Raw genomic sequence first — 13,215 nt, forward strand, 5'->3', positions numbered from 1 at the left:
GTGATTGAATTTTTGCAAGAGTTAACAAAGTTATTGCGAGAGATTAACGAGGAAACTTACTATGACCGCAATCGAAAAAAGGAAGTCGTTTATCCGTACGCTACCTTTGATTTTGATTCTGAGCCTATTTCTCGTAATCAAGACGGTTTTTATCTGGATATAGATATTTTTGATCTAAACTCTAGCTACATTCGCATTATCGATTTAGAAGATAAGTTTAAAGACAAGCTACTGTTCAGAAGAATTCTTATGTCAAATATGTATTTACGATTCTCATTCCTTGGGTCTTCTAAGGTCCCAACAAATGACGAAAATTTAAAAAGGCGCAACGTACGTCTTTATATCAAAATAGATTGGAGAGATAAACACTATGGCATTACCAAGAACGAATTACACTAGTAAATCTGCGGAGAATTTCCGTTACGATTCTGCAGTATTGTTTAAAGATGTTGATTTTGAAAGCGGGGTTCCTACTACAGGGACACCGATTGGTGCTACAAATGGTGGCGTTAAAATCAAGTTTGAAAAATCCTATCGTAAAATGGAAGTAGACGGTACTTACTTGTCACCCGTAAAAGGATTAGAACGTATTGAGAGCGCTACTGCTACCATTACAGGTACGTTTAAAGAGTTCTCTACAGAGTTGCTTGCTGCTGAAATTCACGGCGCTGTGACAGACTCCACTAAACTAACAGGCTATCAAGAAATTACTCCAAAAGTATGTATCACAGAAGATGACTACTACGAAAACTTAGTGGCTGTCTGCTGGAATAGCGATTGTGGCGAAGGCGAACCAATGACTTTCTATGTGTTAGATAACGCACGAGTGACTAGCGCTTTTGAAGTATCTACGGAAGACAGCAACGAACATAGTGTAGAAGCTACCTTCACTGCTCATCAAAGTGTAGAACAATTAAACAACCGTCAATTGCCTTACCGTGTCTTTAATAAAAAAGCAGTAGGAGCTGGTGCATAATGGCTTTAGAATTGCGTGAGTTAAAAGGTGACGATATTTTTCCAATGTTAGCAATCGTGGGTAAATTAAACATGAAAGACGAATTTGTCAATATGTTTAAGAAAAATACAGCAGTCAGCAATGTAATCCCTATGGATCATTTAAAAAAAGAACCAACAAAGGCTGAGTTGAAAAAAATAGAAGAATTGCAAGCAAAAAAAGCAAAAGAAGCTACTGAACGTGGCATTGAAGCTGGAGCTGCTTTACTTCAAAAAGTATTAATGAATATTTCTACAGTAAAAAATGATTTAAATAGCTTTCTTGCTGATTTATCCGGTAAGACTGTAGCTGAAATCCAAGATTTGAGTTTAATTGAATACACAGGAACGCTAATAGCTTTCTTTAAAAAGCCTGAGTTAGCTGATTTTTTCTCCTCTATCGCCTCGTTGTTGAGCTAGATGATGGCGAGTTTCGGATAAAAGATACTCTGTGGCGTAGATACGGAAATCCACAGTCCCTTCTAAACACGTATAGTTTGGAAGCGACTGCGGATTTTATTTTTTATGTATTTGACCGTGAGCAAGAAGATTTGCTTTGGCAACAATATCTCCACACGGATATGCTAATGAGCTTTAAAGAATTTAAATCCAAACAAAAAGTTAGAGATATTCGCTCTATCCAGAAACAAAAACCAATTAGCAAAACAGAAGAGAAAAATCTTCTTAACTTTGCAAAAGCAACCCTATTTTCTAACGAGAAGGGCGGTGAGAATTAATGGGGGAAATATTCAAACTCTTTGGAACGATTGGCATTGAAAATGCCGAAGCTAAGAAGGCTTTGCAAGAAACTGAAAAGCAAGGCGAAACAACAACTAATAAGCTAAAAGGGTTCTTTGATAAGCTAGGAACTAACATTGGAAAAACCTTTTCAGGTATTGGCAAAAAGATTGATTTTAAAGGTATCCACAAACAGTTTGATACTTTGGGCGGTAAGATTAACTCCGCGCTTGTAAAAGGGGTTCAAACGGGCGCTAAAGCTGTGGCAGTAGTCGGTGGTGTAGCTATGGCTACCGCTGGAGCAACCTTAGTTAAAAGCATGAACCTTGCCGGCGAGCTGGAACAGAACTTAGGCGGTAGCGTGGCAGTATTCGAGAAATATGCTAACGAGATGCAGCAAACAGGGGTTAATGCCTTTAAAACGATGGGTCTGTCACAATCAGACTTCTTAGCCACCGCAAACGTTATGGGTTCTTTATTCCAAGGTACCGGGTTTACAGTTAAAGAATCTATGGATATGACTTCTGAAGCTATGCAAAGAGCTTCTGACGTTGCTTCTATCATGGGTATTGATATTGACAGCGCAATGCAATCTGTAGCCGGTATGGCTAAGGGCAACTTTACAATGATGGATAACTTAGGTGTCGCTATTAATGACACCACCATCGGGAATTATGCGTTGTCTAAAGGTATTGAAAAGTCTACGCAAGAAATGTCTATTCAAGAAAAAGTCGGACTTGCCAATCAGTTGTTCTTGGAGAAAACCGCTAAGTATGCCGGAAACTATGCGAAAGAAAACGATACTCTATCAGGTTCTTTGCAAACCGCTAAAGGAGCTTTAAGCAACTTTATGTCGGGTGCTGGAGATATTGATGCAGTAGTAGATTCTTGGATGAATTTTGGTTCAGTTGCCGGTAAGATGGCTAAAGAATTAGCGCCAAAACTATTTAAGGGATTACTTCAGGCTATTCAAACTTTAGTTCCAAAGATTCCTGGAATTGCTGCCGACTTAGCCGAAAACTTCGCGAGCGTGTTGGCAGAGATGTTCGGTGACGGTGCGAGAGATGCGTTCGGGGTGCTGTATGACACGATAGTTGCATCGATAGACGGTCTTAAATCTGCTTTTGATTTTATCGTCAAATACAAAGATATCTTTACACCTATCGCGGTAGGAATTGGTGCAGTGGTAGCGGGGTTGAGCGCTTATAATGCGATTACTAAAATTGCTACTGGCATTCAAACCGCTTTTAATATAGTTTTGAGTGCTAATCCAATTGCTCTTGTAATTATGGCAATTACTGCCTTGGTTGCCGGCTTAACCTATTTCTTCACTAAAACAGAAACAGGAAAAGAAATTTGGCAAAAGTTTATGGACTTCTTAGTGAATACTTGGAACTCCATCAAAGAAACTGCAGTGAATGTATTTACAGCGGTTTCTGAGTTCTTTTCTACGACTTGGGCTGCTATTAAAGACTTCTTTGTGAACACATGGAATAGCATTGTTGAGTTTATGACACCAATCATTGAGACGATTAAAAACGTCATTACAGTGGGGTTCATGCTCATTCAATCAATCATTGAAGGGGTTATTACTTTTGTAACTTCGATAATTCAAGCAGGATGGAACATCATTCAAGCGGTATTCCAAACAGTAATGAATATCATTCAGTCAATTATTGATGCAGTATGGGGTGCTATTGGTGATAAGGTAATGGCGGTAATGACTTCCATTCAAAACGTTATCTCTACTGTCTGGAGTGTCATTAGTAGCGTGGTTTCTACTGTGGTTAATGCTATTAAAGATACTGTCGGAGTAGCCTGGGATTGGATTAGTTCTAAAACTAATGCTGCTTTCAATACTGTCAAAAGTGTAGTTTCTACCATTTGGAATGCTATTAAGTCGGTCATTTCAACCGTTGTCGAAAATGTAAAAACTGTTGTATCTAATGTATGGAATGCAATTAGTTCAATAACATCTAGCATTTTTAATGCTGTCAAAGGCGTAGTAACAAGTGTCTGGGATAACATCAAGTCTACTATCAGCAATGTTGTAAATACTGTTAAAAATAAGGTTACGGAAGTTTGGAATGGTATTAAGTCCACTACTTCAAGTGTATTTAATGGTATTAAAGATGTGGCTACAAACGTTTGGAACAATATCAAATCTGCTATGACTGCACCAGTAGAAGCTGCTAAGAATACTATTAGTGGAATAATTGATAAAATCAAAGGATTCTTTAGCGGGCTTAATCTTAAACTTCCTGAAATTAAAATGCCTAAGCTTCCACACTTTAGCATTAAGGGTAGTTTTAGTTTAACGCCTCCTTCCGTGCCGAAGCTTAGCGTGGATTGGTATGCCAAAGGTGGTATCATGCAAAAAGCTATGGCATTTGGTATGAATGGCAATAATGTCATGGTTGGTGGCGAAGCTGGTAAAGAAGCTATTCTTCCGTTAAATGAACAAACACTTGGTGATATTGGCAAAGGCATTGCAGGACAAATGGGTTACAGCCAAGAAGCGGTAGTTTCCAAGCTAGATGAATTAATCTACGCCATTAAATCACTGTTTGAAGAATTTGAGGGATTAAAAGTAGTTCTTGATTCCGGCGAGTTAGTCGGTGCAATTAAAGAAAAGATTAACGAAGTTTTAGGTGAAAAAATTGTCTATGAAGGGCGGGGGATTTAATGCGACAAATTGAAATCAATGGTAAATGGACCTTTGACGACTATGGTCTACTATTAGCTCCTGACCCTGAAATAGGCACTGCTGAACCTAAAACAGAATTGATTGACATTCCCGCGGGAGACGGCTCCTTGGATATCAGTGAAGCCTTGACTGGAGAAATCCACTATAAAGACCGTGAACTAAAATTTGATTTACTTTTTCCTGAAGATCGTACGGATTGGGATGCTATTTACAGCACTATTTTGAATGCTTGGCACGGGAGAAGATTGCCTATCACTATGCCTCAGTATCCTGAATACTACTTTGAAGGGCGACTACACGTCAGCCGATTAGAAGAAGACAATTCAATGGCGAAGGTAGAAGTGAAAGCTACAGTTAATCCTTATCGTTTGAAAAAAGAAATAACTAAAGTTTCTGGAACTGTTTCAGGAACATCGCTTGTCTTTGAGTTGTTCAATCAAAGAATGTCTACTTTTCCTACGTTTAAAATATCCGCAAACTGTCAAATTAAATTTAACGGAGGGACTTATGCTCATAGTTCTGGCGAGTTTACTTTGGCTGAAATATTATTCACTGAGGGAATCAATACAGTTGAAATTGTGGTGCCTTCTGGAACTACGGTAGAAATTAGCTATCAAGAGGGGGCTTTATAAAATGTATCTCGTTAAATTAGATGGAGAAGTTTTATACGATCCCCGCGCTAAAGGGTACGAAATTTTCACACCAAAGTTAAAACTAGAAGTAAATAAAGTGGGTAGTTTTGAGTTTACGATTTATAAAAGCCATCCACTCTTTAATCGTATTAACAAATTAAAAAGCATTGTTGAAGTCTATCAGAATAATGTATTACGTTTTAGGGGTCGTGTCTTAAATGATACGGCTTCTTTTGTTAATGCGAGAAAAGTGACGGTTGAAGGCGAGCTTTCTTATTTCAACGATACAGTTTTACGACCGTACAGCTTCACTGGCCCAGTGGCAGATTACGTCCAATTAATACTAGACCAGCACAATAGCCAAGTATCCGCGGATAAACAGTTTGTTTTAGGAGAAGTGACAGTCACAGACCCTAATGACTTAATTGTAAGAAGTGATACGACTTATCCCAATACTTGGGATGTGGTGGAAGATAAATTGATTAAATCTCTTGGCGGTTTTTTAATGATTCGGCGTGAAGATGGCGTGAACTATCTTGATTACTTGGTAGATAGCGATTACCGCTCTGACCAAGAAATCACGCTTGGAAAAAATTTATTGGACCTCGTTAAAACATCTTCGGCTGCCGAGTTGTATACTGCACTACTGCCTTTGGGAGCAGAATTACACGACGGAGAAGGTCACAATACTAGCGAAAGATTAACTATTAAAAGTGTTAACAATGACCTAGATTACATTCAAGATGATGATGCGGTAGCTCAATATGGTTTTATCCTTAAAACAAAAGACTGGAAAGATGTTACTCTTCCTGAAAACTTGTTGCGTAAAGCAAAACAAGACTTAGCAGACGGAATTAAGCTATCTACTACGCTAAATTTATCTGCAATTGATTTAAAAAATGCCGGACAAAGCGTCAATAACTTCCGTATTTTTGAATATGTAAAAGTAAATAGTACTGCTCATTTGGTTGATGAGTTTCTACTAGTAGAAAAGCTAGAACTTAACTTAGCAGACGTCAGTCAAGACAAACTGACTATTGGGATTACTCGCAAGACATTAACGGATAGCCAAGTTTCCACAGACAAAGTTATCAAAAAAGTAGAATCTGATTATGTAGTCGGCGAGCGAGTTACTAATTTGCAAAATCAAATTACAGAGCAAAGTTCTTTGATTCAACAAGAAGCCGATTCTATTCGCATGGATATCGAAGAAACTTATACTTCTAAGGACGATTTTTCCACGTATAAAGAAACGGTGGGCACTCAATTTGAGCAGGCAAAAAACCAATTCTTGTTTAATTTCAACCAGTTAATTGAGCAGATTGAAAACGTGGACAATGAGACAAAAACACAATTCTTAGAAATCGTGAAGTATATCCGTTTTGTAGATGGAAATATCATCTTAGGCCGTTCGGATAGCGAAATTACTTTGCGTATTATGAATAACAGAGTGCAGTTTCTTCAATCGGGACATGAAGTAGCCTATATTACGAACAACAAGCTATATATTACTGATGGCGAGTTCTTGAATAGTTTACGCCTAGGGAATTTTGCCTTTGTGCCACGAGAGAATGGAAACCTAAGCTTTAAATGGGTAGGGGGAACAGTTTAATGGCAACTTATTATTCAAATAAGCGTGGTGGTTGGCAGTTAAAAGCTGATATCACCTACACGCAGAACATAGGTGGAAACTATTCAGACATTACAATAAAAGTCTACCTAGTGGCTGACCCAACTTGGAGAATTAATGCTTCTACTATGAGTGGGAGCACTACAATTAATGGTAGCTCTGCTGGTTTTAGTGCTAATCCTTCTACTGGTGGCGGAACTACTCAATTGTTAACATCACGAACAGTGAAAGTTAACCATAACTCTGATGGTTCTAAATCCGTCGGTATTTCCTTCAGTTATGCTTTAAATATTTACTCAGGGTCTCTTGGTGGAAACGTGGGGACATTGAGTGGTAGTGGCACCTTGGCATTGCCTAAAATTCCAAGGGCGTTCGATTTTATCATTAGCACAAGAACTGTTGAGATGGGTACTAATCTAACTGTAAATGTTAGAAACAATGGGTCTGGCTATCAAGGATGGCTTTACTTAAAATTTGGCAACAAGAAAGTTAAGCTAGCTGGTCCCACTCCTATCGGCTCAAACTTTACTGTTAATCCTAAAATAGAAGATTTTGCCTCTGTAATTCCTAATGCAACTAGTGGTACCGGTTCGGTAGTTTTGGAAACTTGGCAAGGTGACAATAACAAGATAGGAGAAAACGTAGAACCGGTAACTCTGACTATTCCAGACAGTGTTAAGCCATCTATTTCAGAATTAATCGACACCGAAACCGAATCTAAAGTAACTGACATTATTGATGTTGCTGACACTTTTGTACAATACCAAAGCAAAATAAAGCTTTCGGCAACAGGAACAGGAATATACGGTTCAACCATAAGAAGTTACAAATTTGAGTTAGACACCGCTAATTTTAATGGTTCAGCTAACAATGCCACTTTTGACCTTAAAACATTAGAACTTCAAACTGGAACCGTGCCAATTAAAGCAACTGTAACGGATAGTCGGGGCAGAACTGCAAGTATTACCAAAAATATTAATATCCTGACGTACAAACAGCCTACAGCATTGCTAAAAGCTTGGCGAAGCGATGATGAGCAAAATCCTTTGGACGAAGGTACGTTTGTAACTTTGCAGACTATTGTGTCTGCATCTCCACTATTCGAGAAAAACCCAATGGCTTTTACTCTAGAACGTGCTAAACAAGGTACAGACAACTGGACGGAGATTAGTCAAAATTTTGAAGGATATGAATTTGATGAAGAAAACACGTATTCTGGCTTCACATTAGATGAGGGATACATCTTCCGCTTTACAGTCAAAGACCAATTCACAGAGGTACGGTCGCAATCCTTTGTTTCTACAGCTTTTACCACCGTGGACTATCGAGCGGGGGGACACGGCATCGCTTTTGGAAAAGTAGCTACTGATGATGGATTTTGGGTAGGCGGTCAAATGCCCGCTCACATTCAGATGAGTGAAGAACGTCATATCCTGACTATTAATAAAGAAGACGGAGAACCTTCTAAAATCATTACTATGGATGCTGATGAGCGCGTTTTAGTGAATAACCAATTGCGCTTTTTTGACACTGGGTGGATTGAACTCAATAGTGATAAAACGTTGATATACCGTGTTAAGGACAACGTCTTATACATTTATATTGATATGAACAGTAGCACAGCAATGCCTAGTGAAGGATATGTATTCGGAACTCTCCCGGAAGAATATAGACCTGAGCGAAGAATGATGATGGATATTGCTCAATGGCATATGTCTACAACGTCTATCGGGCGTTTTCAAATTAACGGTAAAGGCGCACCTGACCATGGCAAATGCCAATTAATTAAAGTATCAAATGATACTGTCGAATTATCAGGATATGTTACGCCAATTTTATTAGGGTAGGAGTTGAATACATGCAAACAATTAAATTATTTTTAGATAAAAACAATCCCTTGACGGAAACCATACGACTACGTCAAGGAGATGGTGGGATTAAACAAATTCAAATTATTGTTGAAAAAGACGGAGCGCCCGTCAGCCTTGCGAACTATTCTATGAAGTTTGAAGCCACATTGCCTAGCGGTAAATTTACTGACGGAGTATGTGTTAAGCGAGACGACAGCTTTGTTTACACTTTCAGCAAGACAAATACTTCAGAAGCTGGGAAGATGTCTATTGCATATTTTCGACTTATCGGAGCTCTAGATACTTCGGTAGCAACTCGAGATGTCAGCGTCTATGTAGATAAAGCAGCAGACATCAGCCAAGGGCAAGCTGATAAGTATATGTCTGATGCAGATAAATTGCTACAAGACATGGAAAACCATCTAGCAAATGCTTCCGAACAATTAGACGAGCAAGACCGACAGATTGCGGAATTGCAAGAAAATTTACGGCTGAAACAAGCCTGGTGTCGTAATACTGATACGGGGGAAGACTTTACCAAAACAAGGCCTGGGGAAAACTTGCTTTCCGGAAATACATCTGCGGAATGGACTACGCCACCGTATAATGAGACGGGTGTGGGATTTGGCATATATAAGAGCGGGCTAGAAAGTTTTCTTGCTGCTAGAGTAGGTGAGAATGTAACGTTTTCTTTCGAGGCAAAAGTATCCGGTACACCCGGCGATTGGGATATGTATACCGACAACGGACAGCCAAAATATATGTATGAACATCAAGGATTTACCGCGAAAACCAATGGATGGGAATACTATAGATTTTCTTCGATTATTGTAGAAATCGCAGGGAATACAGGTCCGACTCAGATACAAGTGTACGGGAGAAGTGGCGGAAGGCTAGTCTCCCTAAGAAATTTTAAAATCGAAGATGGAGAAAATTTAAGCCCTATCTATACTCCATCCCCGCAAGATGACCCAGTCAGTGCTTATTTGCCATACGTCGGATTTGCCAACACAGATTCCAATATTTTTTCTGATTACAAATGGATTGGCAATCCCGACCGATTGCAGTCGCAAATTGAGCAATTGCAATCGAGTAATATCAATGCGCGACTTTTACAAATTGAAAATCAACTAAAATTGGGGGAATAAAAAATGAAAACAGTGTATAAAGTTAGTGGAAATACTTATGAAGAATGGCAAGCACCAGAAAACGCAATCGTGGTTAGACCGTTTACGGAAATCGAGCCACCACAAGACGAAAATATGATGATTGCTGGATATGACTGGGAAAATAATAAATGGATTGCGGTGGAAGGAGTACCTGTTGCTAAATACGATAGCTTAAATCGCATGGCTGGACAACTCATGCTTAATTTGGCTAAATTGCAAAAAGACGTAAACAATTTAAAGGGGGCTGAATAATATGTTTCCAACTGCTGAAGATGTGAGATGGTTTTATGATTCAGGAGCATACACTGAAGACGATGTGCAAACTTTTGTCGACTTAGGCGTGATTACAAAAGAAGATTATCAATCTATTGTTGGAACTGAAGACGTGCTACTGGACGCTATGAAACAGATTAGTGATGCTGTAAATAAATAATTTTCGAGGGGAGCTGAAAAGCTCCTCTTTATTTTGGGATAAGGAAGTGTCGGGATGTGGCAAATGACGAAAAATTATGGCAAGAAGTTTTACAGCGCCTAGTCAAAATCGAAGAGAATACAAAAGGGCTAGATGATGTAGCAAAAAAAGCACAAGATGCCTATGCGATGTCTTGTGCAAATAAAGATGATATCAGCGAGCTAAAAGACGCTCAAAAAAGCAATCGCAATTGGCTCATGACGATTATAGCTGGGATTATTGGATACGTTATCACTACTTATTTATTTAAATAGGAGGCAAATAAGATGGATTTAAGTTTTATCACAGATGGTTTTGTACCAGTAATCGTTGCAGCGTGTTTGGTAGTCGGGTATGTCATTAAAAATACACCGCTGTTTGACAAGGTAGCCAATGCCTATATCCCGTTAATTGTAGCGGTACTAGGCGCAATTTTAGGCGGCGTACTAAACGGCATTAGTGTAGATGCAATTGTCTATGGTGCAATCAGTGGATTGGCATCCACGGGCTTACATCAATTATTTACCCGTATTATCGAGGGCAAGCAAGAGTAAGTGGTGTGTGCAGTTTTTGCATGCACCACTTTTAAATTTAAAGGAGGGATGATAAATGTTACCAATTACAAGACAAATCTCAAGTTATAATCACAATAGCGGTCGTAACTCCGCTATTAAGTACATTGTGGTGCACGATGTCGGTGGAAATAATTCCACAGCTAAAAATAATGCGGACTATTTTGGGCGGAATGAGAATCAACAGGCATCTGCTCATTATTTTGTGGACGAAAAGTCCATCTATCAAGTTGTAGAGGATTGCGATACCGCCTGGCACTGCGGTGATGGTCGGGGGAAATATGGTATTACTAACGGCAACTCTATTGGCATTGAGATGATTGTCACCAATTATGCTATCTCAGATAGTACAATTAGCCACACTATCGACCTCGTTAAGATGCTGCAAGCAAAATATGGGATTGATAATGCCCACGTTGTCCGTCACTATGACGCTAGTCGTAAAAATTGCCCGCAATATCTTAATACGGACGGCAAATGGAGCGGATGGATTGCTTTTAGAGCTAAGTTAGCAGGAGCAAGCACACCAACTCCTCAACCAACTCCTGCTGCTAAACCGCAAACGGGCATTGGCGCTAACTTAGTCAACAAAGTTACTTATCAAAAAACAGACACCGTAGTTAACGTTAGACGCTCGCAGACTACTCAATCAGACGTTATTCGCACTTTAGCACAAGGTGCAGTGTTTAAGTCTGACCGTTACGCAAATGGCGAGGACGTGGACGGACACGCTTATAAATGGTTTGAGGTTAATGGGCAAGGCTGGGTGTACGGTGGACTGATTACGCCAACGAGTGCGCCGACGAGTATCCCACAAATTGCTGTAGATGGCTATTGGGGCAACGCTACCACCAAGCGCATCCAACAAGTGTTGGGCATCACGGAAGATGGCTTAGTTGGTCCTAACACGTACAAGGCTATCCAAAAAGCGGTAGGTGTGACCGCTGACGGCATTATCGGCCCTAACACAATTAAAGCCATGCAAAAACACTTTGGTACTGGTGCTGACGGTATTATCAGTAAGCCTTCGCCAATGGTCAAAGCGATGCAGAAACGATTAAATCAAGGTAAATTCTAAAGTTAAATCCAAAAATCGCCGATTTTCGCAATTAGCTTCGGCGATTTACAACTTAAATCAAAAAGAGTTGATCATAGGCGTAATCAGTATGGTATCAACGCTTTCGGGCTGAAATAGCCTAAATATAGCGGTTTTTGATCACGCATTTCTATTTTTTACAACTGCAAACAGCCTATCTCTCTTAATCGGGAGGTAGGCTTATTTTTTTACATATTTTTAAAAAATAATACGCAAAACGCTTTACAAACAATACGCAATATGGTATTATAAGAATGTAAGGAAGAGGTAAACAAATTAAAGGAGGAAACGAAAATGATTGAAATTAGATTTGAAGGAAGCTTTGATGAATTAACAGTAGTGATTGTAAACCATGACGAAAAAACTTTTGTAGTAACTGATTTGGAAACAGCTAACACTTTAGTAGATTTTGAAGCAGAAGGCGTTAACCCTAACTTAGAAAACGCTGAAGATATGTGGGTACAAGATTTAGGAATGTTTTTAGATTACTTGGAAGGCCAAGGATATGAAAGAGAGGATGACTAATGCTAGACACGTATTTAAAAAACCACAACACCACACGCTACCAATTATCCAAAGCTTCTGGCATCACCGCATCCACATTGCAGCGGTGGTCTGAGATGCCATTAGACAAACTACCAGTGCGTGCGTTGCGAGTGGCCGGTGAGTTGGTTGGTTGCGATGCGTGGGAAGTCTTAAAAGAGATGCAAAGCTACGATGCGTAAAAATTTACTCGGTCAAAAGTTCGGCAGACTGACCGTCATTAAAGACTTAAAATCAAAATGGCTTTGCCGTTGCGAGTGTTGCAATGAGATCACCGCTACCAGTCACGCCTTGCTTTCTGGTGATTTAAAGTCTTGTGGCTGTCTTAAAGTAGAGCAGGACGAAAAAAACTTGCGTGATGCCTATGACGACAAGCGAGTGAATGGCGTAGCTACTCAATTATTTAAAGGCAAGGAGCCGAGAAAGGATTCCTCCACAGGTTTTAGAGGGGTGTCTAAATATTTAACTCGCAAGTCAAAAGAGACCAGGTATCGTGCTTGGATTACCGTCAAAGGCAAGCGGTACTACAAGAGTGGCTTTATGACTGCTGACGAGGCGTACTACAAAGGACGCATAATGCTAGAGGATAAATATTTGCCAAAAGACCCCCGAAATTAATCGGAGGTCTTTTTTAGTATGGTGATGGTAGTCTCCCGAAGCACGTCGATATAGCTCACCTCCTCAAAGAGAAGATACGCAAAAGAAATCTATAAAATTTTCAAAATGAAAAAAGTTTTCTGGTGATAGCTTTGGTGATAGCTATCAAAAAATTAAGAAAAGTAAAAAACTGTTAAAACGAGGATAACCCTTGATTTAACAGCGTTTAGAAAATCT

General features: G+C 39.5%; 17 protein-coding genes. All 17 read left to right on the forward strand.

Annotation, left to right across the window (positions count from 1 at the left end):
- The 17 genes from FFM57_RS00415 to FFM57_RS00495 all read left to right on the forward strand — a co-directional run bounded on the left by FFM57_RS00415 (position 1) and on the right by FFM57_RS00495 (position 12,999).
- A complete protein-coding gene (locus FFM57_RS00415; RefSeq protein ID WP_137598545.1) occupies positions 1-399 on the forward strand; it encodes a hypothetical protein in 399 nt (132 codons plus the stop codon).
- The gene (locus FFM57_RS00420) at positions 371-976 is read left to right on the forward strand and encodes a hypothetical protein (RefSeq protein ID WP_137598546.1); all 606 of its coding nucleotides are present in this window, start codon (positions 371-373) and stop codon (positions 974-976) included. Before FFM57_RS00415 ends, FFM57_RS00420 begins: the two co-directional genes overlap by 29 nt.
- Entirely contained in the window at positions 976-1,413 is a 438-nt protein-coding gene (locus FFM57_RS00425; protein ID WP_137598547.1) for a hypothetical protein, read from the forward strand. The genes FFM57_RS00420 and FFM57_RS00425 overlap by 1 nt, the downstream gene beginning before the upstream one ends.
- Positions 1,414-1,490: 77 nt before the next feature.
- The gene (locus tag FFM57_RS00430; RefSeq protein ID WP_137598548.1) at positions 1,491-1,730 is read left to right on the forward strand and encodes a peptide methionine sulfoxide reductase; all 240 of its coding nucleotides are present in this window, start codon (positions 1,491-1,493) and stop codon (positions 1,728-1,730) included.
- Positions 1,730-4,417 carry a phage tail protein gene (locus tag FFM57_RS00435; protein WP_137598549.1) on the forward strand — a complete coding sequence of 896 codons (2,688 nt, stop codon included), beginning with the start codon at positions 1,730-1,732 and terminating at the stop codon, positions 4,415-4,417. The genes FFM57_RS00430 and FFM57_RS00435 overlap by 1 nt, the downstream gene beginning before the upstream one ends.
- Positions 4,417-5,070 carry a hypothetical protein gene (locus FFM57_RS00440; protein ID WP_137598550.1) on the forward strand — a complete coding sequence of 218 codons (654 nt, stop codon included), beginning with the start codon at positions 4,417-4,419 and terminating at the stop codon, positions 5,068-5,070. Before FFM57_RS00435 ends, FFM57_RS00440 begins: the two co-directional genes overlap by 1 nt.
- A gap of 1 nt (position 5,071) precedes the next feature.
- Positions 5,072-6,682, forward strand: coding sequence for a phage tail protein (locus FFM57_RS00445; RefSeq protein WP_137598551.1), 1,611 nt, complete (start codon positions 5,072-5,074; stop codon positions 6,680-6,682).
- On the forward strand, positions 6,682-8,547 hold the full coding sequence (locus tag FFM57_RS00450; RefSeq protein WP_170999828.1) for a DUF859 family phage minor structural protein: 1,866 nt from the start codon (positions 6,682-6,684) through the stop codon (positions 8,545-8,547). Before FFM57_RS00445 ends, FFM57_RS00450 begins: the two co-directional genes overlap by 1 nt.
- Positions 8,548-8,558: 11 nt before the next feature.
- Complete coding sequence (locus tag FFM57_RS00455) at positions 8,559-9,698, forward strand: BppU family phage baseplate upper protein (RefSeq protein WP_137598553.1); 1,140 nt, start codon at positions 8,559-8,561, stop codon at positions 9,696-9,698.
- A 3-nt stretch (positions 9,699-9,701) separates the two neighbouring features.
- Positions 9,702-9,971 (forward strand): hypothetical protein, encoded by a 270-nt coding sequence (locus FFM57_RS00460; RefSeq protein WP_137598554.1) that lies wholly within the window; start codon positions 9,702-9,704, stop codon positions 9,969-9,971.
- Between the two features lies 1 nt (position 9,972).
- Complete coding sequence (locus tag FFM57_RS00465; RefSeq protein WP_137598555.1) at positions 9,973-10,152, forward strand: XkdX family protein; 180 nt, start codon at positions 9,973-9,975, stop codon at positions 10,150-10,152.
- 56 nt (positions 10,153-10,208) lie between these two features.
- Entirely contained in the window at positions 10,209-10,445 is a 237-nt protein-coding gene (locus FFM57_RS00470) for a holin (protein ID WP_137598556.1), read from the forward strand.
- A 12-nt stretch (positions 10,446-10,457) separates the two neighbouring features.
- Entirely contained in the window at positions 10,458-10,724 is a 267-nt protein-coding gene (locus FFM57_RS00475) for a phage holin family protein (RefSeq protein ID WP_137598557.1), read from the forward strand.
- A 55-nt stretch (positions 10,725-10,779) separates the two neighbouring features.
- Positions 10,780-11,820, forward strand: coding sequence for a peptidoglycan recognition protein family protein (locus tag FFM57_RS00480; protein WP_137598558.1), 1,041 nt, complete (start codon positions 10,780-10,782; stop codon positions 11,818-11,820).
- A gap of 312 nt (positions 11,821-12,132) precedes the next feature.
- Positions 12,133-12,363 (forward strand): hypothetical protein, encoded by a 231-nt coding sequence (locus FFM57_RS00485; protein WP_137598559.1) that lies wholly within the window; start codon positions 12,133-12,135, stop codon positions 12,361-12,363.
- Complete coding sequence (locus FFM57_RS00490; protein ID WP_137598560.1) at positions 12,363-12,563, forward strand: hypothetical protein; 201 nt, start codon at positions 12,363-12,365, stop codon at positions 12,561-12,563. Before FFM57_RS00485 ends, FFM57_RS00490 begins: the two co-directional genes overlap by 1 nt.
- Positions 12,556-12,999, forward strand: a complete 444-nt coding sequence (locus tag FFM57_RS00495) for a hypothetical protein (RefSeq protein WP_137598561.1) — start codon at positions 12,556-12,558, stop codon at positions 12,997-12,999. Before FFM57_RS00490 ends, FFM57_RS00495 begins: the two co-directional genes overlap by 8 nt.
- The last annotated feature ends 216 nt before the right edge of the window (positions 13,000-13,215 follow it).

Source organism: Enterococcus nangangensis (genome assembly GCF_005405245.1).
Taxonomy (GTDB): Bacteria; Bacillota; Bacilli; order Lactobacillales; family Enterococcaceae; genus Enterococcus_J; species Enterococcus_J nangangensis.